Source organism: Halothiobacillus neapolitanus c2 (genome assembly GCF_000024765.1).
In the GTDB taxonomy this organism is placed as follows: domain Bacteria; phylum Pseudomonadota; class Gammaproteobacteria; order Halothiobacillales; family Halothiobacillaceae; genus Halothiobacillus; species Halothiobacillus neapolitanus.
Genome location: NC_013422.1, coordinates 1,255,885 through 1,279,236, shown reverse-complemented (window position 1 = coordinate 1,279,236; position 23,352 = coordinate 1,255,885). Strand labels below are relative to the sequence as shown.

The 23,352-nt window shown below is 52.8% G+C and carries 20 protein-coding genes and 1 tRNA gene; 9 read left to right on the top strand and 12 right to left on the bottom strand.

Going from position 1 to position 23,352, the window contains the following annotated elements:
* Window positions 1–11 precede the first annotated feature (11 nt).
* Window positions 12–980 (top strand): DUF697 domain-containing protein, encoded by a 969-nt coding sequence (locus tag HNEAP_RS05910; RefSeq protein ID WP_012824046.1) that lies wholly within the window; start codon window positions 12–14, stop codon window positions 978–980.
* A 480-nt stretch (window positions 981–1,460) separates the two neighbouring features.
* The gene (locus HNEAP_RS13050; RefSeq protein ID WP_012824045.1) at window positions 1,461–1,589 is read left to right on the top strand and encodes a hypothetical protein; all 129 of its coding nucleotides are present in this window, start codon (window positions 1,461–1,463) and stop codon (window positions 1,587–1,589) included.
* A gap of 118 nt (window positions 1,590–1,707) precedes the next feature.
* Here HNEAP_RS13050 and hemB read toward each other — a convergent pair whose 3' ends face one another.
* The 12 genes from hemB to HNEAP_RS05850 form a co-directional block, all read right to left on the bottom strand.
* Window positions 1,708–2,718, bottom strand: coding sequence for a porphobilinogen synthase (gene hemB / locus HNEAP_RS05905; RefSeq protein ID WP_012824044.1), 1,011 nt, complete (start codon window positions 2,716–2,718; stop codon window positions 1,708–1,710).
* Between the two features lie 109 nt (window positions 2,719–2,827).
* Complete coding sequence (gene ychF, locus HNEAP_RS05900; RefSeq protein ID WP_012824043.1) at window positions 2,828–3,922, bottom strand: redox-regulated ATPase YchF; 1,095 nt, start codon at window positions 3,920–3,922, stop codon at window positions 2,828–2,830.
* A gap of 72 nt (window positions 3,923–3,994) precedes the next feature.
* Window positions 3,995–4,579: an aminoacyl-tRNA hydrolase gene (pth, locus tag HNEAP_RS05895; RefSeq protein WP_012824042.1), complete on the bottom strand. Its 585-nt coding sequence runs from the start codon at window positions 4,577–4,579 to the stop codon at window positions 3,995–3,997.
* 124 nt (window positions 4,580–4,703) lie between these two features.
* Window positions 4,704–5,318 carry a 50S ribosomal protein L25/general stress protein Ctc gene (locus tag HNEAP_RS05890; RefSeq protein WP_012824041.1) on the bottom strand — a complete coding sequence of 205 codons (615 nt, stop codon included), beginning with the start codon at window positions 5,316–5,318 and terminating at the stop codon, window positions 4,704–4,706.
* A gap of 246 nt (window positions 5,319–5,564) precedes the next feature.
* Window positions 5,565–6,521 (bottom strand): ribose-phosphate diphosphokinase, encoded by a 957-nt coding sequence (locus HNEAP_RS05885; RefSeq protein ID WP_012824040.1) that lies wholly within the window; start codon window positions 6,519–6,521, stop codon window positions 5,565–5,567.
* Between the two features lie 16 nt (window positions 6,522–6,537).
* Window positions 6,538–6,614: transfer RNA gene (locus HNEAP_RS05880), tRNA-Gln, on the bottom strand.
* Between the two features lie 83 nt (window positions 6,615–6,697).
* Entirely contained in the window at window positions 6,698–7,597 is a 900-nt protein-coding gene (gene ispE / locus HNEAP_RS05875; RefSeq protein WP_012824039.1) for a 4-(cytidine 5'-diphospho)-2-C-methyl-D-erythritol kinase, read from the bottom strand.
* Window positions 7,594–8,259 (bottom strand): lipoprotein insertase outer membrane protein LolB, encoded by a 666-nt coding sequence (gene lolB, locus HNEAP_RS05870; protein ID WP_012824038.1) that lies wholly within the window; start codon window positions 8,257–8,259, stop codon window positions 7,594–7,596. Before lolB ends, ispE begins: the two co-directional genes overlap by 4 nt.
* Complete coding sequence (locus HNEAP_RS05865) at window positions 8,256–9,980, bottom strand: tetratricopeptide repeat protein (RefSeq protein WP_012824037.1); 1,725 nt, start codon at window positions 9,978–9,980, stop codon at window positions 8,256–8,258. Before HNEAP_RS05865 ends, lolB begins: the two co-directional genes overlap by 4 nt.
* Before the next feature lie 360 nt (window positions 9,981–10,340).
* Window positions 10,341–13,673, bottom strand: a complete 3,333-nt coding sequence (locus HNEAP_RS05860) for an efflux RND transporter permease subunit (RefSeq protein ID WP_012824036.1) — start codon at window positions 13,671–13,673, stop codon at window positions 10,341–10,343.
* Complete coding sequence (locus HNEAP_RS05855; protein WP_012824035.1) at window positions 13,670–14,803, bottom strand: efflux RND transporter periplasmic adaptor subunit; 1,134 nt, start codon at window positions 14,801–14,803, stop codon at window positions 13,670–13,672. Before HNEAP_RS05855 ends, HNEAP_RS05860 begins: the two co-directional genes overlap by 4 nt.
* Before the next feature lies 1 nt (window position 14,804).
* Window positions 14,805–16,352, bottom strand: a complete 1,548-nt coding sequence (locus HNEAP_RS05850; protein ID WP_012824034.1) for a TolC family protein — start codon at window positions 16,350–16,352, stop codon at window positions 14,805–14,807.
* A 331-nt stretch (window positions 16,353–16,683) separates the two neighbouring features.
* Between HNEAP_RS05850 and truA the strand changes: the two genes are divergently transcribed.
* From truA to HNEAP_RS05815, 7 genes are read left to right on the top strand one after another with little or no spacing between them, the layout of a single operon-like run.
* Window positions 16,684–17,499 carry a tRNA pseudouridine(38-40) synthase TruA gene (gene truA / locus HNEAP_RS05845; RefSeq protein WP_012824033.1) on the top strand — a complete coding sequence of 272 codons (816 nt, stop codon included), beginning with the start codon at window positions 16,684–16,686 and terminating at the stop codon, window positions 17,497–17,499.
* A gap of 40 nt (window positions 17,500–17,539) precedes the next feature.
* Window positions 17,540–18,295, top strand: coding sequence for a phosphoribosylanthranilate isomerase (locus HNEAP_RS05840; protein ID WP_012824032.1), 756 nt, complete (start codon window positions 17,540–17,542; stop codon window positions 18,293–18,295).
* Window positions 18,296–18,311: 16 nt separating this feature from the next.
* On the top strand, window positions 18,312–19,544 hold the full coding sequence (gene trpB / locus HNEAP_RS05835; RefSeq protein WP_133484616.1) for a tryptophan synthase subunit beta: 1,233 nt from the start codon (window positions 18,312–18,314) through the stop codon (window positions 19,542–19,544).
* Window positions 19,541–20,371 (top strand): tryptophan synthase subunit alpha, encoded by an 831-nt coding sequence (gene trpA / locus HNEAP_RS05830; RefSeq protein WP_012824030.1) that lies wholly within the window; start codon window positions 19,541–19,543, stop codon window positions 20,369–20,371. Before trpB ends, trpA begins: the two co-directional genes overlap by 4 nt.
* Before the next feature lie 39 nt (window positions 20,372–20,410).
* Window positions 20,411–21,283, top strand: a complete 873-nt coding sequence (gene accD, locus HNEAP_RS05825) for an acetyl-CoA carboxylase, carboxyltransferase subunit beta (RefSeq protein WP_012824029.1) — start codon at window positions 20,411–20,413, stop codon at window positions 21,281–21,283.
* A gap of 11 nt (window positions 21,284–21,294) precedes the next feature.
* Complete coding sequence (locus HNEAP_RS05820; protein ID WP_012824028.1) at window positions 21,295–22,584, top strand: bifunctional folylpolyglutamate synthase/dihydrofolate synthase; 1,290 nt, start codon at window positions 21,295–21,297, stop codon at window positions 22,582–22,584.
* A complete protein-coding gene (locus tag HNEAP_RS05815; RefSeq protein ID WP_166635985.1) occupies window positions 22,577–23,332 on the top strand; it encodes an SPOR domain-containing protein in 756 nt (251 codons plus the stop codon). Before HNEAP_RS05820 ends, HNEAP_RS05815 begins: the two co-directional genes overlap by 8 nt.
* Window positions 23,333–23,352 lie beyond the last annotated feature (20 nt).

The window sequence follows — 23,352 nt, the reverse complement described above, 5'->3', positions numbered from 1 at the left end:
TTGATCAAACAATGAATGAACAAGACAACGATTTGCGCACAATCATACATGCCTTGGGTGATGACGTACCCACAACCGATGCGGCTGACATTCGAAAAGATGCCACACCCGATGTTGAACCCGAACCTCTTTTACCCCCGGCCCGTAGCCATTGGCTGAGTCGGCTGATTGCGACCGCTTTGCTCGTCTGGATGGGTGTGGTCTGGAGTCAGGCCGTCGTTTGGGGGTGGTCGCTCAGCATCTGGGCAGGCGTTGCACTTCTTGCGATTGGAAGTGCACTCATTGTCGGGTTCCTGATACTGGCGTGGCAGGCACACTGGGCGAGACGGCAGATTGATGAAATTGCCCGCATTCAAGCCTATTTTAAGCAGGCAATCAGCAATCCCCACGCAACTCAGGGCGGCTTGAATGAATGGGTGCAAAGAATCAAACACCTCTATCGGCGAAGTCCACGTCGCGACGATCTATGGGAAGGTTTGGCCATTGTGGATGAGAGTTGGAGCACCAAGGAACTCGCCGATCATCTCAGCCGGTGGTACGGAGCGCAGGATATACAGGCTGCGCAACTGGTAAAACGCGAATCGACACGAACAGGGGTGTTTATCGCCGCCAGTCCCTATCCCGCGCTTGATTTGCTTCTGGTTGCCTGGAGAAATGCAGCCATGGTCGAACGTGTGGCGGCAATTTATGGGCTGAAGTTATCCGCCACCGCACGCTGGCGTTTGTATCAGATGATTCTGAAAAACATTGCCTTTACCACGGTCACCGAGACAATGCTCGATTCGGTCAGCCAGAGCTGGCTATCGAATGTCCTGCTGCAGGTCGGCGTGCGGGCAGGGCAGGGCGTGGGTGTTGCGCTGTACTCGATTCGAATCGGCCATCAAACAATGAAGCTGTGTCGGGTCGTGCCAGAAGATCGTCCTTTGGTTGATCGGAATATTGCCAAGATGGTTGTTGATGCGGTTCGAGGCAAGGCGTAACTAAACCATATGTGTTGAGTTTCGCGAGTAATACTCGGTGCCCGGCTGTAACTGAACGGTTCAGAGCAAATTTCATCCGTATTCACACTAAGTTGGCACATACCCGCCTTTCCGCTTAGTCGTTTGCGTACCGCGAGCAAAATTAATTCGATCTAAGGCTCACGGCTTTTTGAATTCAAACAGACTATCGTGAAACCCTTAGCCGGGCACCTCGAAATACCCGTGATTCGTCGTTCCCGCGAAAGCGGGAACCCAGAAAAATCAAGGTGCTGGATTCTCGCCTACGCGGGAATGACGGGTTTTTCGAGCTCCCCAGCCATTGTTGTTTGGTTTTCCCTAACGCCACGTGATTGATCATGGAATGATCCGATATATAAAATAATTCTATGTAATAAAAATATAATCTATTAGCTGGTATACTGTGCATGATTCACGAGGTCCGTGAGTCAATCCATTTATGCCTTGACGAGGAACCACGCAATGAATTTACAAGAAAAATTTGATGAGCATACGCCTTGGAAAATTGTCCACTGGGTCATCAGCGGTCTTATCACCATCAAAGGCATTGTGTTTGCGACACTGACACTCACCTTGGGTATTGTTGAGTAATCAACTGTCGAAACTTTGCTTTAAAAAAAACCAGCATTTCGCTGGTTTTTTTTAAAGCTCTGATAATTTCATCATAAACAATCACAGATTTGATCTGAGATTCCTTTTGAATGCTGAGTTATTGGATGTCGCCCACAGCCAAGTACTCTGCAACATCCAGTGCGGCATAGGTCAGAACACCGTCTGCTCCCGCTCTACGGAAGCCCATCATGGTTTCCAGCAGGCATTTGCGCCAATCGAGCCAGCCGTTGTCGGCTGCTGCGCGGAGCATGGCGTACTCCCCTGAGACATGGTAAGCAAAGGTGGGCACTTTCAACTCGGTTTTGACACGCCGTACGATGTCGAGGTAGGGCATCCCCGGCTTGACCATGACCATGTCCGCGCCTTCGGCCAAATCCATGGCCACCTCATGCAGGGCTTCATCGGAGTTGGCCGGATCCATCTGGTAGGTTTTTTTATCGGCCTTGCCCAGATTGCCGGCAGAACCAACCGCATCACGGAATGGACCGTAAAAGCTCGAAGCATACTTCGCACTGTAGGCCATGATTCGGGTATGGATGTGTCCTGCAGCCTCCAGTTGTTGACGGATGGCACCGATGCGGCCATCCATCATGTCGGAGGGGGCCACGATATCAGCCCCGGCTGCGGCGTGTGACTGCGCTTGTTTGACCAGAACTTCAGTCGTTTCGTCATTCAGCACATAACCATTGGCATCGGTCAGGCCATCTTGTCCATGCGTGGTGTACGGATCGAGTGCGACATCGGTCATGATGCCCAGATTCGGGAATGTATTCTTCAATTCGCGGATTGTGCGTTGAACCAAGCCGTCCGGGTCGTAGGCGGCTTCGGCATTGGGCGATTTGGCGCTCATTGGCGTGACCGGGAAAAGAGCGAGGGCCGGAATACCGAGGCTTTGCGCCCGATCGGCTGTATCCAGCAGCAAATCGATACTCTGTCGATAAATGCCCGGCAAAGATGAAATCGGTTCCTGTTCCCCTTGCCCTTCGAGAACGAATACCGGGAGAATCAGGTCATTCGCTGAGAGGGTGTTTTCCTGCATCATGCGCCGACTGAAATCATCCCGACGCATGCGACGCGGACGGTGGGCGGGGAAAGGGCGATTAATCATTTTTGTTTGCTCCTGAAGTGAGAAGTCACTCGGGCGGTGCATCTGCCGCCGGCGACATCGTTCCGAGACTGCGTGCCGGTTATGGTCATCCGCATCCAGTTATGCTGGATCACACATTGAACAGGAAGTTCAGAATATCCCCATCCTTGACGATATATTCCTTGCCTTCAGCCCGCATTTTCCCGGCTTCCTTGGCGCCCTGTTCGCCTTTGTACAGGATGAAGTCGTCATAGGCGATGGTTTGCGCGCGGATGAAACCCCGTTCGAAATCGGTATGAATCACGCCCGCGGCCTGTGGCGCCGTGTCGCCTTTGTGGATGGTCCAGGCGCGCACTTCCTTAACACCGGCGGTGAAGTAGGTTTGCAGGCCGAGCAGGGCGTATCCTGCACGGATCACGCGGTTCAGCCCCGGCTCGGATTGTCCGATTTCGGAGAGAAACTCGTCGCGGTCTTCGTCGTCCAGTTGCATGATCTCGGCTTCAATCGTGGCGCATACCGGCACGACAGGTGCGTTCTCTTTTGCCGCATGGGCTTCAACGGCTTCAAGGTAGGGGTTATTGGTGAAGCCATCTTCGCTCACGTTGGCGATGTACATGATGGGTTTTACGGTCAGCAATTGCAGATCGCGGATGACGGCGAGTTCTTCGCTGCTCAAGCCCAATGCCCGAACGGGTTTGACTTCATTCAGTCCGACCATGATTTTTTCAAGCACGGCCTTACGGGCAATGGCTTCCTTGTTGACGCCGGACTTGCTCGCCTTGATGGCTCTGTCCAGATTGCGCGTGACAATATCAAGATCGGCAAGCACGAGTTCCGTGTTGATGATGTCGATGTCGCTCAAGGGGTCTACCTTGCCTGCAACATGGATGATGTCGTCGTTGTCAAAGCAGCGAACGACCTGGGCGATGGCATCTGTCTCGCGAATATTGGTCAGGAACTGATTGCCCAGACCTTCACCTTTGGATGCACCCTTGACCAGCCCCGCAATATCAACGAATTCCATCGTTGTCGGCAAAACACGTTCTGGCTTGACGATTTCTGCCAATGCATCAAGGCGAGGATCCGGCATGGCGACAATGCCGACATTGGGTTCAATGGTACAGAATGGATAGTTTTCCGCCTGAATGTTGGCTTTGGTCAACGCATTGAACAGTGTGGATTTACCCACATTCGGCAAGCCGACGATGCCGCAATTAAAACCCATGAAATGTCTCCGAGAACGGTAAAAAAGAAAAAAGGTGGGCCATTATAGACGCCAGAGACTTTGTGCGGTCATTTAAGCTTCCGCGGTAAACGCGTTGATTCGTTGTGTGGATTTTTCCGGATCGATATCCAGTAGGGCATCGATCTCGTTCACAGCGTGCCGGATGCTGGCATCAATCAATGTACGTTCAGACGCGGGCGGGTTGGTTAACACGAAACCAACGACTTGATCCCGGTGGCCAGGATGGCCAATGCCAATCCGTAAACGCCAGAAGTTGGGTGTACCCAACTGGGCCTGAATATCCTTGAGGCCATTGTGTCCGCCGTGACTGCCACCAATCTTCAGCTTCATTTTACCCGGAAGTAGATCCAACTCGTCGTGAACGACAAGAATGGATTCAGCGGGAATCTTGTAAAAATTAGCAACCGCAGCGACTGATTTGCCGGACAGGTTCATGAAGGTTTGCGGCTTGATCAGTCGTCGATCGACCTGTTTCACGAAGATGCGCAGCATTTCGCAGTGAAATTTGGTGTCTGAACTGAGATGACCGCCCCAGTGTCTGGCCAGTTCATCAATGAACCAGAAACCCGCATTATGACGGGTCGATTCATATTTACTGCCAGGATTCCCCAGCCCCACAATAAGTTGAATCGTCATGAGATCACCAGATGCTCTCTGTTCAAAGCGTTGATGAATGAACAGAGTGTAATAAAAAACCGCCGCATCTATACTTCACCCAGTGAAGCCAGAGGCGGCGGTTTAGGTCAGGGTTTACCCCGGATTATTCTTCTGATTCAGCTTCAGCAGACTTGTCCACTTTCGGCGCATGAATCGCTACCACGCCAACGTCGTGATCTTCGCCCAGCATCAGAGCATGGATGCGAACGCCTGCCGGCATCTTGATCTGGCTCAGATGAATTGAACCACCGATGTCCAGATCCTTCATGTCGACTTCGATGAACTCAGGCAATTTGTTTGCGGTGCAGTCCACTTCAATTTCAGACAGAATGACATTCACAATGCCACCTGCTTTTGCACCGACACTTGTTTCCTTATTCAGGAAATGGAGGGGAACAGTGACACGCAAGGACTGGTTGGCAGATACGCGCTGGAAATCAGCATGCATAATCAATGGCTTGTAGGGATGGCGATGCAGATCACGCAGAATGACCTTGCTGGTTTTGCCATCGATGTTCAGTTCCAGCACGTGCGAATAGAACGCTTCATGCTCCAGGTGCTTGAGGATTTCATTGTGCAGGATGGTTACTGACTGAGGGGCTTCGTCGCCGCCATACACAATGGCAGGTATACGGCCTTCGCGACGCAGGCGGCGGCTCGCACCCTTCCCCTGATCGTCACGACGCGCGGCGTCAAGCGCAAATGTTTCTTGAGACATGTAAATAACTCCAAAATAATAAAAAATCGCCGAGTTTGATTAATCGATAGGGTTAACCAAGTCCGACGTGACGGGGACTGTTCGCGACCAAACAAGTCCCTCAACCTTGTTGAGCCAATGGACACAACAAGGCGCAGGATTATATGGGAAAAAACAGGTAAATTCCAGAGCTTAGATGCGTTTATATCATCCGGCTTTCTCACTGGAAGGCCGGTCGGTAAACAGGTGCTTGAGATAAGAGATGAATTAATCGTTATAAAGCGAACTGACCGATTCGTCGGTGTGGATGCGACGAATGGTTTCTGCCAACATGCCTGCAACTGAAAGTGCACGGATTTTCTCGCATTGTTCGGCTTCGGTCTTGAGTGGAATTGTGTCGGTGACGACCAATTCGTCCAGATCCGAATTGTTGATGTTGTCGATTGCTGCGCCTGAAAGAATGGCGTGCGTGGCATACGCAACCACTTTCTTGGCGCCGTGCTTCTTGAGCGCGCTGGCAGCCTTGCACAAGGTGCCGGCCGTATCGACCATGTCATCCACAATCACGCAGGTTTTGTCACGCACTTCACCAATGATATGCATCACCTGAGATACGTTGGGGCGGGGGCGGCGCTTGTCGATAATGGCAAGATCGGAGTCATCAAGGCGTTTTGCCACCGCACGGGCGCGCACAACACCGCCAACGTCAGGTGATACGACAATCAGATCGTTGTATTTTTGCCGCCAGATATCTCCGAGCAGAATCGGGGAGGCGTAGACGTTATCCACGGGGATGTCGAAAAAGCCCTGAATCTGATCGGCATGCAGATCAACGGTGAGAATGCGGTCTACACCAACGCTTTGCAGCATGTTGGCGACAACCTTGGCGCTGATCGGTACGCGTGCTGAACGCACACGGCGATCTTGCCTGGAGTAACCGTAGTAGGGGATGACCGCCGTGATTCGATAAGCCGAAGCACGTCGGAGGGCGTCCACCATCACCATGAGTTCCATGATGTTGTCGTTGGTGGGATCGCAGGTTGGCTGAACGACGAAGACATCCCGACCGCGAACGTTTTCCAGTATTTCAACGTAGCTTTCGCCATCGCTGAAGCGGGAAACTGTGGCCTGCCCGAGCTGAATATCAAGACTTTCAACGACGCGCTCGGAGAGTGCCCGATTTGCGTTGCCGGAAAAAACCATCAGTGTTCTTTGGATTGTCATCGTTCTGCCGATTGTTTGGCTGGGCCGCAAGGATTCGAACCTTGGAATGCTGGGATCAAAACCCAGTGCCTTAACCAACTTGGCGACGGCCCAAACGAAAGAGGAGCGCATCTTAACGAAGCCTTTTGTCTTTGCCAAGTGCTTTGCTCGTTTTTTTTGATTTTCATTTGTTCTGTCTATTTGTCTGGCAGTGCGCGAGCAATGATGATCCGCTGTATCTGAAGCGTGTCCCGAATCAATATATCAGCAACTTGCTGAGCAGTTGCATGGTTTTCCACCGGCGAAAACAGGCAGGCGCCACTGCCGGTCAGGCGGGAAAAACCGGTGGCATTACGAAGGGCCTTGTCGCAGGCTGCGATGGCCGGATCTTCCGCGATTGCGCATGCTTCGAATGCGTTGTAGCTTGATTTATTCCAATGTTCGGCCAGATCTGAAGGCGCAACCTTCGCTTCATTCCTGATGAGTTTCGGATGGGCGAACCCCTGTGCTGTCAAGGTGCGTGTTTTTGGCACGACAATCAAAAACCATTTTCCGGCCACAGGACTTGGATAGGGTGTTATGCGGTCACCGATTCCCTCAGCCCAAGCGTTGGTTTTATAGAGAAAAAACGGTACGTCTGCCCCCAGTGGGCATGCAAGTGGTAGCAGTTCTGCTATCGGCAATGATATTTCCCAGAGCTGATTGAGCGCCAGCAGCGTTGTCGCCGCCGCAGATGAGCCTCCACCGAGTCCACCGCCCACCGGGGTGTTTTTCGTAAGTGTTATTCGTACGCCCTGGCGTGGAAGCCCCCGGGCGCTTGCGGCCTCTTGAAGCAGGGCTGCAGCCCGATAGATCAAATCATTACGCTCCTGCACGGGTTTGAGGGCAACAGATTCGTCGCCTTCGAGCCACTGCACGGAGATAGTGGGCTCTTCGATGCATTCAAACGTTAAGTAATCGCCGTAATCCAGGCGTTGAAAATAGGTTTGCAACTCGTGATAACCACGAAATGTTCCCTCGGGAATCTTGCTGTTGATATGCAAAAACAGATTGATTTTGACGGGAGCTAGCCATTGGGTTGGTGCGTCTGTGATCATCGGGATGGCTCAATCTTCCCATTGACCTTCATCTGCCAGGATTCGACGACGAGCCTTAGCCGGATATCGTCGCGTGTGACCGTAATTTTCCTCGGCATTTCCAGATCGAATCCGGGCACGGGCATATAGGATTCGTAGTCGATCAACCAGCCATCGTCGTTTAATGTGCGCAACTGGCCGTTCTGATTGAGTTGAATCAGCGCGCTCTTGTCGTGGGGTAATCCGCGAATCCAGTCGGGCAGGGCAGTGATGGGTATTTTCCAGCCGGTAAGCTGCTCGATACTTGCCTCGGGGTTTGAAGTCAACTGGCGATGACCACTTGAGTCTGTAATCAGCATCATATCCGGGCGCCCGGCCAATTCGACCGTACCTTGATTCAGGGGGGCATTCAGTACGATTTTCGCGGTATCTCCGATTTGGTGCCAGTTGAGATTGACGGTCCCGCCTTCGGTTTCGGTTCGGATGGCTATTCTGCCAATACATTGCCAGTCAGCGATTTGACGGACAGCTTGCTCGTGCTTTTTCCAAGTCGGGTTCAGACGGTTTTGTATGGACTCGGTCTGATCAAGATGGATTGGTTGCTGAGCACATCCACCCAGCAACGTCGTTAAAGCGATGCCCACAGCAAATAGGCGTGATCGGAATGAAAACCGGTTCATCATGGTTGATTTTGATTCTGCGGTGTCTCTGTGTCGTTCATGAGGTCTGGGGCGTATTTCTGTAGCGTTTGCGTCAGTACAGGGTGATCACCGCGTAGCAGTAGTGCGCGTTTCCAGACTGCTTTGGCCTCTTCGTGTTTATCAAGGTGCCAAAGCACGGTACCCCAATGCGCGCCAACTTCAGGGTCGGGGACAAGTTTGTATGCCTGTTGGAGCGTCTTCTCTGCCTCCTCGAATTGTCCCAATCGATATTGCACCCAGCCGAGACTATCAAGGTAGGCCGCATTTTCAGGATCACTTGCCAGTGCCTTTCGAATCATTTTTTCTGCTTCGTTCAGGTCGCGGTTTTCATCGGCAAGCGTGTAACCCAGCGCATTGAGTGCTGTCGCATTCTCCGGATCTTCTTTTATGACTTGCCGAAGGACTTCTTCCGCCTCAATGCTTCGGTTGAATTTCAACAGAATCATGGCGCGCTGCAACTGAAGATCGTGGGCGTTGGGCCAAATCGTGACCGCTTCGTTGAGCGTGGTTAGTGCTTCGTGATCAAGCCCTTGAGATTGCAGCAAACCTGCTTTTGCCAGAGTAAGACGCTGCTTGTCGGCCTCGTCAATAGGACGGCTCAGGGCAATATCCAGACTCTGCAGCGCACCGGTCATGTCGTCAGATTGAGCGTACGCGGCTGCCATTAGAATTCGCGCTTGGGCATAGTGTTCGCTGTTTATCGCTACGTTGTTGAAGTGACGGATGGCTTGTTGGAAGTCATCAGACTGCGCGGCGAGGCGGCCGAGCAGCAGTTGGGCAAGATCATGTTGATCGGGTAGTTGATTCAGTTTAAGCAAAGCTTTTTTTGCAAGTGCTGGCCGGTTGATCTGAAGAGACAGCACAGCCAGATTACGTAATTGGGTCGGATCATCTTGTGGTTTTCCAAGAGCCGTAACAATGAGCTTGCCCGCCTCAATTTGATTGCCTTCGCGAATGGTTGACTCGATCAAACCAGAAAGATAGCGCGGCGTACCCGGAAAGCGTTTGTGCGCTGATTTCAATGCCTTCAAAAGCGCTTTGTTGTTGCCGGACTGACTCAGCGCAACGATGAGGATGTCGCGTGCGGTTTGGCTATTCGGCGCTATTTCAACGGCACGACTGGCGGCATTGGTCGCCGTTTCCAAACGGTCGAATTTAAGGTCGAGTTTGGCAACCACGATCTGGGCGGTGAAATTATTCGGGTAGCGTTTTGCCAGATGATCGATATAGGTGATTGCTTTATCTCTGGCCACGTTGTTTTCAAGATAGGCGCCAAGCTCGTTAAAAACGGCTGGATCATCGTGATTGATCTGCTTAAGCCAGTTTTCCAGTGCCTCATCTGCCGCTGGAATATCGCCAAGTTGGATCGCAGAGACTGTCAAGGTGGCCGCAGCCTTGATGGACTTGGGCTCCAGGGCTATCCAGCGTTTAGCCATGCTTTGCGCCAAGTCGTACTTTTTGGCGATCAAGGCGATCTGGCTTGCTCGTCGAATAACGGATAATTCATCTGTTTGCTCAGCCGCCTCATAATAATAATCGGCAGATTGAGGCAGATTGTTTGCCTGACCTGCCAACTCACCGGCCATGATCAAAAAAACCGGATTCCGGTCAATTTCTTTTAATCGAGCCTGCTCCTGAGCGGACGACGGCAGGGGAATATTCGTAACCGCATTCGATGGTTTTGGCGCATCGGCAGAGGTCATTATTGCACTGCATCCTGTCGTCATCAGCGTAAAAACCACAGCAGTGGCTGCGACAAGAATAGAAACAGTGGATTGGGTAACAACCGAGCCGTTTGTCGATGAAACGGCTTTGTTTAGGGCCCTGTGTTGTGCGGGGTTCAGCGAGGATACACGCATGGCGTCACTGTCTCTGGATATGAAATTGAGTTAAACACAGACATTTCGTCTGGCGATTTAGTGTAGCGTTTCGTGGCGGCATTCGCTTGCCCATCTCAGTAAAATCGGGGAAATAAAAAAGGGCGCCTGTTGCGATTTGAATCGTCGCACGAGCCGCCCTAGAAGAAAATCGTTCGATTTTTTTACAGCTTTTGCCAATCTGTTTTAAGTGGATTGACCCTGAATCTGTGATTTTTTCTGTTCTTTTAGCTGCATATCCAGTTGCCAGAAGTAATACAAGATGGGAATAACGATCAATGTCAGTAACGTGGAGGCGAGCGTTCCGAAGATCAGAGAAACGGCCAAGCCACCGAAAACAGGATCGGTCACCATGACGGCAGAGCCGAACACAATCGCCAACGCCGTCAGGAGAATCGGGCGGAAGCGAACGGCACCAGCCGTAATCACCGATTCCTTAAGATCGAAGCCTTCTTTTCGATACTCAAGAATGAAGTCGATCAACAAGAGTGAGTTTCGAACAACCACACCCGCGAGTGCGATAAAACCGATCATTGAGGTGGCATTGAACGGCATGTCAAACAGCCAGTGCCCGGGGAAGATGCCCACCAGTGTTAAAGGGATGGCCCCCATGACAATGACCGGAAGCATGAAGGACTGATAATAGGCCACCAGCAAGAGGTAGATGAATATCAATGCAACGATGAATGCGGCACCGAGGTCACGGAAGACATCCAAGGTCAGGCGCATGTCACCGCCCCACAGCAGTTGATATTTTTCGAGATCATCTGGCTGGGCATCGGTAAAACCGAGGTTGGCTGTGGTTAACGTCACATTGCCGTTTAGCTTCATGTCATCGAGCCACTTGTTCAAAGTCAATGTGGCGTAGACGGGTGAGCTACCAAGCAAATCACCCTGAACATACACAACATCATGCTGATCCTGATCAAGAATCGGCTTGGCGACATTCGATTTCACGATATTGACGAAGCTACTGATTGGCACCTGCTTGCCATTGGCACCGATGATCGTCAAATCGCGTATTTGCTGAATGGACGTACGATCAGCGACCGGAAGTTGCAGCACGATGTTGATCGGTTCGGCAGAACTGGATTCATGCAACGAGCCAACCGTAACCCCGCCGACGTAACTGTGTATCAGTTTGGCGATTTGAGCGGGCATGACGCCAGACTGCATGGCCTTTTGCCGATCGACCTCGATTAGATACTCCGCAGCAGTCGCAGTGATGCTGTCATCGACATTAATCATGCCGTAGACATCATTGAACTTGGCTTTGACTTGATTGGCGATTGAACGAAGTTCGGCGTAATTTGGCCCATGGATGCGCGCCAATATCTGCGAGCGAACGGGCGGACCGGGCGGCGTGAGGTATAGCTTGATCAGGGCGGGACGAGAAGTTTCGCGCACCTTCTGGAGTGCGCGCCAGATGTCAGCGGCCACCACTTCGGTATCCGGTCGATCGTGCAAGGGAACTAGATTAACGCGGATTTGAGCGAGATTGCTGCCCTGGCGCATCATGTCGCCTCGAACCATGCCTGCAAATGTGAGTGGCCCAGTACGCCCCAGAAACGTCTGATAGTTTGTCACATACTGGCTTTGCGCCAACACATGAGTCACGTTGTTGGCGATACGACCGGTCTCATCCAGTGCGGTTCCGGCCGGGGTGTCCACTTCAATAAGGAACGTGCTTACATTCCCTTCGGGCAACATTTTGAGGCTGACGCCCGCAGGACTCAGGGGGCCATTCATGCCGCTGGCACGGATGAATTGCCATGCGGGCATCAACATGGAAGCCACCATAAGAATGAGCACGAAAATCAGGAAGAACAACGAAAGCCCCCGACTGCCAAGCAGCGGGCGAATCACACGGGTGTAGCCGCGTTGCAGCCAGTCAGGGCGATGAGGCTCGTTGGGATGGGCGTCATGCGCCGCCATCTCTTTTTGTGCTTTGCCACGCAACCACAGGTTCGCCGTCCAGGGTACGACAATATAGGCCAGAATAAGAGAAGCGACCATCGCAATGGGAACGTTGATCGGGATGGGGAGCATGAACGGCCCCATCATGCCGGTAACAAAGGCCATCGGCACGAAGGCAAGAATAACGGCGATGGTCGCAATGTTGGTGGGGTTGCCGATCTCGTTGGTCGCGCGCACCAACAAGTCAGCAAACGATTTTTCTTTTCCTTCGTGGATGTGACGGTGGATGTTCTCGATCACGACGATGGCCGCGTCTACCAACAAACCCAGCGACAGAATCAACGCAAACAACGATATTCGGTTGATGGTTTGCCCGATGACGTAACCGACACCCAGTACAACGAACAGGGTGAGTGGGACGGTCAGTGTGACAATGAGCGCTTCTCTCCAACCGAGAAAGAAGAACAGGATGATGAGCACCACCAGAACGGCGATCATCAGATGTTCCATCAGCAGGTTGACGGCATCGTCCGCGCGCTTACCGTAGTCACGCGTCACGGTGACATGCACGTTCTGCGGCACCATTTGCTGTTCAACAACCTTGAGTTTATCCAGAACGCGCTCGGTCACCGTTACCGCATTCGCGCCGGCCCGCTTGCCGATGTTCAGGACAACCGCAGGATCGGTGCCACCAATCGCATAACCTCTCGGATTGCCTTTCCCGTAGCCGAATTGCGAATACTGTTCGTTTTCTTCAGGCGCCAGGCGAATATCCGCGACATCGCGTAGAAAAACCGGTCGCTGATCATGCGTGCCAATAATGATTTCACCAAGCTCCTGAGCGTTAGTGAATGCAGCATTGACCCGCAAATTAGTCTGCTCGTTGTTGTTGACGATATGCCCGGCAGGCAGAACAACATTGGACGCTTTCAGCAAATCGATCAAGGTGTTGAGCGCAATGCCGGAACTGCTGAGTTTTTGCGGATTGACGCTCACGGAGAGAATCTGGCGATGCCCGCCAATAATTCCGCTATTGCCCACATCCGGCACGCTTTGAAGTTGGTCGAGAACACGCTGACCAAGTTCGCGCAGCTCGACCCCATTCATATCGGGGGAGCTGAGCGTCACTGTCATGACTGGAACGTCGGTGATGCCGATGCTCTTGACCAGCGGTTGACTCGTGCCTTGTGGCAGTTTGTCCATATTGCGTGAGAGTTGGTTATACAGCAGAAGTAGGCTCCGCTCCTCATCGCTGCCAACTTTGAACGCTACCGTAACGATGCCCATGTCATTTACGGCATACCCGTAGGTGTGATCGACCCCCTTAATGCTGGCCATAATGGCTTCAAGGGGTTTGACGACCTGTTCTTGAATCTGTGCCGCGCTGTTTCCGACGCGTTGCACCAGAATCTGCGCACCGGGCACCACGATTTCCGGGTTGTATAACCTGGGCGTAATGAAGAACGCCATCAGGCCGAACAATGTCAACGCGACCATGATCAAGGCCGTGATCTTGGAGTGCAAAAAGGTGCGAGCCAGTTTGCCGGCCAAGTTGATGTTGGGCACAGATGCCTCTTTGGGCGTGTTCTTGAGTTCGCTCATGATGCAGGTTGTTCTTTGTCAGCAGATGCATTGGTCACGACAATACCGTTTTGCAGGCGATCATCGGATTTGGTTACGAGCCGTTCACCCGGCACGAGGCCGGACAGAATCACTTGTTTGCCGTCAATCACATGGCCCAGGCGTACCATTCGGAACCACGCACGGTTTTGATCATCAAGCACGAACACGCCACGTATCCCGCCGCGATCGTGGATTGCTGAAAGGGGAACCAACATCCCGGTTTCATGCGCCACAGCGATCTCCACCACAACGTAATTACCGCTGCGCACGTTGACGCTTTCCGGCACGCCGATCTTAACCGTGTGCGTGTGTGTTACGGGGTCAGTGGCATCGACCATGCGTTCAACAAGGCCCTGAAACTCGTGTTGTTCACCTTGAAAATCCGTGTAGCGGACGGTGACGGGCTCTCCAAGCTTCAAAGTGGCGAATGCCTGGCTGGTGAGCTGGACTTCAACTTGTTTCTGACCACTGCCTTGCAAGGTCAGTAACGGGATTCCCGGGGACGCCATTTGGCCGGAATCGACCATCCGACTGGTGATTGTGCCGCTGAACGGGGCCGAAATTTTAACGTACGTGAGTTGAGACTCGGCCTGCTTCAACCCGGCTTGTGCCGCAGAGTAATTGCTTTGAGCGACCTTATATGCCGTTTGCATCTGCTCGTACATCTGCTTTGGAACAGCATTTTCCTTATACAGCGATGAGTAGCGATCATAGTTGTTTTTTGCGTCTGATAAGGCAGCGTGGGCCTTGTTGACTTCGGCTCGTGCCTGGTTGATGGCACCAGTAACATCAGTGGAATCGATGGTGAGCAACGTCTCGCCGGTTTTGACCGTCTGCCCTTCATGAACATCCACGCTACGCACATAGCCCATGACTCGCGATGAAATCGAAATCTGATCCGAAGTGATCACCGAACCTGGAAACAGCGCAAAAACAGGCAAGGACTGATCATGCACCTTGAACAGTTCGGCCTGAGTTTTCATTTCGAGTTGTGTTGCCGAAGCCGGATGCTCATCGTGCCCTCCGCAAGCGGAGAGAACGGATGCAATGGCGAGGAGGGCGGCGACACCCGGCAATTTTTTCGCGGAAGTGCTATCGATGAATGACATGTTATTGAGACACCTTGGAAACAGAGAGATCGACAGACCGAGCAGAGGCTGGCAGTGTATTGATATCAGAGGATTGGGTAGCCAACTGCGTTGCTGAAATGGCGTCCGGCTCGAGCTGGCCGGTCGTCATAAGCAGAGTAGCGCGCTGCAGGATTAGCTCATATTGCGCCTGCACATACTCCGCTCGGGATTTATCCAGCTCCGCTTGCGTTTGGAGCAAATTGGTCATGGTGGAAATACCCTGTGCGTACCGCAGTTTTTCTAAACGTGTGGCTTCTTCGCTCTGGGATATTGCCAGTTTTTTCAAATCCAGCCGATATTCAGCCAGTTGGGCGGCACGCCAGGTTTTACCTACTTGCGACATCAGCGTGTTAATGGCCATTTGTTGTTTCGACTGGGTTGCATTCAATCCGGCCACGGCGCGATCAACCTGTCCTGAGCGAGCGCCGAAATCCAGTATTTTCCAATTCAATACGGCACCCACCGTATAGGAATCGTTCTTGATTCCAAGATTTTCACTGTTCCAATCCTGTTGCGCCATGAGGTTGACGTGCGGCTTGTAGACCGAGCGTGCAGAGGACACCCCCGAACGTGCGGCATCAATTTGTTGATCTATGGCCAGAATCTGTGGATTGTTGCGCAGTGCCAAATTTCGCGCTTCTTCAAGGGTTCCGGACAGTTTATCAATGCGAATCAACTCATTGATTTCGAAGTGCTGATTGCGCGGCACCCCCATGACGATGCGCAACCCGTCCTTGGCGTCGGCCAATTGATCCAATGCTTGTTGATGGCGAAGTTGAATATCACCCAAGTTGACTTCCGATTTGAGAAGATCACTTTTGGAAACAACGCCCTGCAGATACATTTTGTTGCTCAGATCACGGTAGGATTTCGCCGCTTCAACTGCCTGCTGTGTCACTTTTACAAACGCGTGCGCCGCATCAATGCCCGCGTAGGCGGTGACAACTTGCAAGATAAGCTGCTGTTTTGCCGCGCGATCACCCGATTGCGCCGCACGCAATAAAGCCTCGGCGCGTGATTTCATCCCGCTTATTTTGCCGCCGTTATAAATCGGCACCGACAGCTTCAGGCTGGTCTGAAAATTATGGTGCCAGCCTGGGTGGTTCAGGCTATCGGGTGGGTTGCTGCTTGCGCCGGGCAAATTGCTGAAAGTCGGCCCAGCCTCTTGGAAGAATTGCTGCACGCCAAAGTCATTAAAGGTGGCCTGTCCCTGGTTGAGCTTCATGCCAAATACGTTCAGGGCATTGTTGGAAGCCATGCCACCAAATGAGAGATCGAGCTGCGGCAAACGATTCCCGCTGGCTTCCTGAATTGCACCCTTGGCCTCATCAATCATAGCCTGAGATTGCTGCATCATCGGATTCTGGGTCAGCGCATTTTGGATTGCCTGCTGAATGCTCAGTCCTTGCGCGTTCTGCGATTTCGCATCACCAGCTTGCGTGCCAAGAGCGGGCAAGGTTTGGGAGAACCCTGATGATTGCGCGGTGATCAGAAGGAATGCTGTTGTTGCCAGAACGGAATTCTTCACCGTAAACGGACCTCTTTTGTATGCGCTCAGAATGGAATTTAATATTTTAAATCTTAGGGTTGCCAAGGAAATTTCACCTTTGGGTTCAAAGTCAGCGTTCTGCGTGAGCGGCGCCACCAAAGCATCAATGATTCTACTAAGGCGCCTGATTGTAAATAAATTAAGTACGCATACAAGTTATTTATTAGTATTTTCTAATATGCCATTAGTCTGACGCGCAACTATCTGATGCATATCGAAGATGCGTTCCATTGAGTGCATGCACCAGCGTGGATGCCGAACTTTGGGTAAGATGCATGCAATCAAATCCATCAACCCTCACTGATACAACATGGCTCGCATCGCGCTCACTCTTGAATACGACGGTTCCAGATATCATGGTTGGCAGCGCCAATCGGAGGTCGACTCAGTCCAGGCACGGCTTGAAACGGCGTTATCTCGGGTCGCTGATTCGCCGGTAGACGTCGTATGTGCCGGGCGCACCGATGCGGGTGTGCATGCCAGTCATCAGGTTGTTCATTTTGATACGGAAGCGATTCGTCCCGAACGAGCATGGTTGCTTGGCGTCACTCAGTCACTGCCATCTGATATAAGTATCTTGTCTGCCCAGTTTGTTGACCCTGAGTTTCATGCCCGATTCAGTGCCACCGCGCGGAGTTATCGCTACATTATCCTGAATCGGATGACGCGCTCTGCTTTGCATCGCGGTCGAATCACCTGGTGGCGCGGTCCGCTGGATGAGAGCGCCATGCACGAGGCCGGGCAGCATCTACTGGGCGAACATGATTTCAGTAGCTTTCGCGCTAAGGATTGCCAATCCGTCAGTCCCGTTCGCTCCATCGAGTCCTTGAATATTCATCGACAAGGCGAATATGTGTATATGGATATCACGGCAAATGCCTTCTTGCACCATATGGTTCGGAATATCGTCGGCACGCTATTGCCGGTAGGGGCGGGCGAGCGACCTGCGGATTCGCTTTGGGATATTCTTCAGGCCAAAGATCGTTCTGCTGCGGGCATGACCGCGCCCGCGGATGGGCTGTATCTGGTCGGTGTGCGCTATCCCGATTCGTTTGGTATCAAGCACGCTGGGGCAAAACCGGTATTTTGGTCCTCATGCCGCGAAATGCAGTCGGGTTGCTGCTAGAATCCTGCCTTCAATTTACGTGTTAAGGATTTATTCCCCCATGGCCACTTCCATGGCTTCATCCATGCTGACAGCTCAATCTGTGACCCCATCATCGATCCAATCATCGACAAAGGCAGCAGGCTTTGCAGTGGACGCCTCTTTCGTTCGGCCGTTGCGCACGCGGGTGAAAATTTGCGGGATGACGCGAATAGAAGATGTGGATGCGGCAGTTCATTATGGCGTGGATGCACTCGGATTCGTGTTCGTGCCTGCAAGCAAGCGAAACCTCGCGCCCGAAGCGGCTCAGGCTTTGTTCGATCGTGTGCCACCGTTCGTGCAATCGGTTGCACTTTTTCTTGATGCCGACGAGTCTTTGGTTGAAACCGTCATCAGTAAACTCTCGCCCGATCTGTTGCAATTTCATGGTCGTGAAACCGGTGCCTATTGCCGTCAGTTTGGCCGCCCTTACATCAAGGCGCTGGGCACTGATTTGTTTGTCGATCCATCAAGCGGGCTGCTGAGCGATTTATTGGCGGATCATGCAACAGCGCGTGGTTTTCTGCTGGATAGCCATGCCACCGGCGCATTGGGTGGCACCGGCTCGCGTTTCGATTGGCAGCATTGGCCGCAAGGCCATTATTCATCGGTACCGTTCATTTTGGCAGGTGGGCTTGATGCCACCAACGTAAGCGAAGCAATCCAGCGATTGCAGCCTTACGCAATTGATGTATCCAGCGGCGTTGAAACAGCACCCGGCGTCAAGTCAGCTTTAAAAATTCAGGAATTTATGAATAAGGTGAACCCAATTGGATAATCCCGAAAATCGAGAAATCAACCCGACCATAACGGCCTTTGATGCAGCCACCTTCAATTTCGCACAATACCCGGACGAGCACGGTCGTTTTGGCGAATTTGGCGGCAAGTACGTCGCGGAAACGCTGATGGACGCGATTCAGGAACTTCAGGATGCGTATGCGACATTTCGCAACGATCCCGAGTTCATTCGCGAATTTGAAACCGACTTGAGAGATTACGTTGGTCGTCCTTCGGCAATGTATTACGCCGCACGCATGAGTGAAGCCTACGGTGCACAAATCTGGTTGAAACGAGAAGATTTGAATCACACCGGTGCCCACAAGATCAACAACGCCATCGGTCAGGCGTTGCTCGCCAAACGCTTGGGCAAAACGCGCATCATCGCAGAAACCGGTGCCGGTCAGCATGGCGTAGCCACTGCGACAGTAGCGGCACGCCTTGGCCTGGAGTGTGTGGTGTATATGGGCGCAGAAGACGTCGCCCGCCAGCAGCCCAACGTTTTTCGCATGAAATTACTCGGTGCGAAGGTCGTTCCGGTTGAATCCGGCACGCGTACACTTAAAGATGCGTTAAATGAAGCCATGCGTGACTGGGTCACCAATGTCGATGACACGTTCTACATCATCGGCACCGTGGCAGGGCCGCATCCTTACCCGCAGATGGTTCGTGATTTTCAGTCGATTATTGGCAAAGAAGCACGTGCTCAGATGCTTGAGAAAACAGGTCGTTTGCCCGACGCCGTCGTTGCTTGTGTCGGCGGTGGCTCGAACGCCATTGGTATCTTTCATGCCTTCCTGAACGACAAGAATGTTGCCCTTTATGGCGCAGAAGCCGGTGGTGATGGCGTAGAAACCGGCCGCCATGCAGCGCCACTGACAGCAGGGCGACCTGGTGTATTGCACGGTAACCGTACGTACCTGATGGAAGACGAGAATGGTCAAATCATCGGCACACACTCCATTTCTGCGGGCCTCGATTATCCGGGCGTGGGACCGGAACACAGCTGGCTCAAAGATTTGGGTCGTGTGACGTATGACGCGATCACAGACGCCGAGGCCATGAGCGCGTTCCATGATGTCATGCGTTACGAGGGAATCATTCCAGCCTTGGAATCGGCACATGCCTTTGCTTATGCCAAGAAACTTGCCCCCCAATACGGCAAGGACAAAATCATTCTGGTAAACCTGTCCGGTCGTGGCGACAAAGACATCAATACCGTGGCCAAGATGGAAGGGATTAATCTATGAGCCGTATCAGTCCGTTATTTGAACAATTGCGGCAGCAAAACCGTACCGCTTTGATTCCTTATATCACCGCGGGCGACCCTCATCCCGATGCCACGGTCGGCATCATGCACGCCCTGGTCGAAGGCGGTGCGGACATGATCGAGCTCGGTGTACCGTTCTCCGACCCGATGGCCGATGGCCCCGTCATTGCCTCAGCGCATGAGCGCGCGCTGGCACACCATGTCGGTTTGATCCATGTTCTTGATATGGTCAAATCTTTCCGCGAGACCAATCTAAAGACACCAGTCATTCTGATGGGCTACCAAAATCCGATTGAGGCCATGGGAACGGATCGTTTTGCCCAACTGGCACAAGCGTCGGGGCTCGATGGCGTTTTGACGGTCGATTTGCCCCCAGAGGAAGCCGAACCCGCTTCCAAGGCCTATCGTGCCGTTGGCATTGATCCGATTTTTCTGATTGCACCGACGACCCATGCCGAACGCGTGCGTCACATCGCGAAAGTGGCTAGTGGCTTTATTTATTATGTTTCACTCAAGGGCGTAACCGGTGCCAACAACCTAGATACCGATGCGTTGGCCAGTCGATTGCAGGAAATCCGCAGCGATTGCGGCCTTCCTGTTGGCGTTGGTTTTGGCATCAGAAATGCCAAAACGGCTGCCGCTGTCGGCAACGTGGCCGATGCCGTGATTATTGGCAGTGCGTTGGTACAATTGATCGCCGATTCCGCTGCCGACACCAACACGGATAACTGGACCGAACTCCGCCAGAAACTCCAGGACTTCATGTCGCAGATTCGGATTGCGCTTGATCAAAAAACTCAAAATTAACAATAGTTTGGTGAATAGGCTGAACTTGAGGCAAAGACTATGAGCTGGCTGGAAAAATTATTGCCATCACGTATTCGTATCCAAAACGCAGAAAAACGCGGTGTTCCGGAAGGACTGTGGATCAAGTGCGAAGGTTGCGATGCCGTGCTGTACCGCGATGAGCTCAAGCGGAATCAAATGGTATGCCCGAAGTGCGGACATCATATGCGGATTCCCATGCGTGAACGTCTGGATCATTTTCTGGACGAAGCAGGGCGTGAAGAGCTGTTCGCCGATATTGCACCTGTGGACATGCTCAAATTCCGTGATCAGAAAAAATATCGCGACCGTATCTCTGCAAGCCAGAAAGCGACAGGCGAGCAAGACGCGTTGATCGTGATGCGTGGCCGCCTGAATGAATTGCCCGTTGTCGTCGCCGGATTCAATTTCGCCTTTATGGGCGGATCGATGGGTTCTGTGGTTGGCGAGAAATTCGTCCGTGCAGTGCAAGTGGCCATTGAGCAAAAAACTGCCTTCGTGTGTTTTACCGCATCTGGTGGTGCGCGGATGCAAGAAGCGCTGTTCTCCTTGATGCAGATGGCCAAAACCTCGGCGGCCCTGACCCGGCTCAGTAAAGCGGGTTTGCCCTTTATCGTGGTGTTGACCGACCCGACCATGGGTGGCGTTTCCGCATCGCTTGCGATGCTTGGGGACATTCAAATTGCCGAACCGAACGCACTGATTGGTTTCGCCGGACCGCGTGTCATCGCTCAAACCGTGCGTGAAAAGCTGCCCGACGGATTCCAGCGCAGTGAGTTCCTGCTGGCGCACGGTGCGATCGACCTGATCGTTCCACGGCAGCAACTCAAGGGAAAAATCGCTGATCTGATCGCCATCATGCAGCATCGTGACGCGCCAGTCGCCAAAGCCTGACGCCGTTATCCGTGAGTCACGCCCCCGCCGAACAGGCAGCTTTGGCCGAGTGGTTGCTCTGGCTTGAAGCAAGAAATCCTGCGCGGATTGATCTTGGGCTTGATCGAGTTGCTGACGTCTGGCGAAAACTCAAACAGGAAGGCAATCTGGTTGTTCCGAAGGTGATAACCGTCGCCGGCACGAATGGCAAAGGATCTTCAGTCGCACTCCTCGAAGCCATTTTGTTGGCGGAAGGCTATCGTGTTGGCGCGTACACATCCCCGCACATCGAGCGCTTCAATGAGCGCATCCGCCTCATGGGTGCCGACATTCAGGACCATGAGCTGGTTGTCGCCATGTGCCAACTCGCAGCCACGGATGGTTCCGAAGCGCTCACCTACTACGAGTGGGCCACGCTGGCCGCCTTTCTTGCATTCTGCCGAGCCAATCTGGATATATGGATTTTGGAAGTCGGTCTGGGTGGGCGCTTGGATGCCGTCAACATTCTGGATGCCGATCTGGCATTGATTACAAACATCGGGCTCGATCACCAGGCTTATCTGGGCGATACACGCACTCAAATCGGATATGAGAAAGCAGGCGTGCTACGTAAGGGTCAGGCGGCTGTTTATGCCGATACCGACCCGATTGAGTCCGTTATCGATCATGCGAATGCGATCGGTTGTCCTTTGATCGTTCGCGGAAGGGACTTCATGGTCGAAGCTGATGCCACGGGTTGGCGGCTGGAGCAGGGCGATCGCTCCAGTTACTGGCCACTACCGGGCATGTTCGGTCGAACGCAGGTCGATAATGCAGCGAGTGTTGTGGCCTTGCTGCAACACCCAAAAAGCACACTGAACCTTCGCGCATCATCGATTGAGGCGGGGGTCCGGTCAGCGAAAAATAGAGGTCGGTTTGAGATATGGGTGCACGAAGGACGTCAGGTCATACTTGATGTGGCTCATAACCTGGAGTCCGTCAGAGTGCTGCTCGATAACCTGCATGCATTGGCCACACCATCCAGACGGCTTGCCGTATTTGGTGCGCTTGACGATAAACCGATTGAAGCAATGATCTCACTGTGTCGCCCAGAATTTGATGAATGGTATCTCGGCCAGCTCGATTCTGTTCGCAGTGCATCAATCGCTCGGCTGTCATCCGCGCTTGATCGCCCCCAAATCAGTGAAACGAGTATCACAAGTGCGTATAATGCCGCTTTCGCACACAGTGCGGTCGGCGATCAGATTATTGCTTTCGGTTCTTTTTATACCGTAAGCGCCATAAGACACGTTTTGAGTCAATCAGGTGCGCATCTTGTCTGAACATGAACAACAGCCCAAATCCACAAATCGACTCAGGCAGCGGCTTGTTGGTGGTTTGGTCGTTTTGGCGTTGGCAGTATTGCTCCTGCCCTTGTGGCTGGATAACGGCGGGCTGAAAACACCAGGGGTTCAGCCCGTTCCGAAGGCGCCCACAATTAGCCAGCCTGCCGAAATTACCATTCCCACGCCGCCGACTGCCGAGCAACAGATTCTGGAAAATCCACCCGCCTCGACTGTCCCTGCAACTGAACCAAAGCCAACGGATGAAAAGGTATCCTCAGGCGAAACTCAGCCGGCCAACGGTTCGGTATCTTCTTCCGAATCAACCGCACCGATCTCAACAAGTCAGACACCAGCACCATCTGTTCCGAGCGAATCGGTGAAAAAGCCTGCTCCCGTAGCCTCCGCCCCGGTGGCCCCCGCAACACCAGTTGCTAAAACACCAGCGCCGAGTACCGAAAAGGCCGAAGCACCCAAACCTGTTCAAGCACCAAGTCCTGCGCCGGTTGCCGATAATCAATTTTGGGTCGTTCAATTGGGTAGTTTCTCCGACGAGCTAAATGCCAAGGGCTTGGCCCGATCAGTTTCAGAGGCGGGTTTTAAAGTCGAAATCACCCCGCTTTTTGCCAAAAAGGGAACGGTATGGCGGGTGCGGGTTGGGCCATACACAAACCGTGAGATGGCGGTGAAGGCAACCACACAGCTCCGTGAAAAACTTGGCCGTGATGGCTTGGTCATGCCGAAGTAGATTGTGGCTTTTCGAGCTGA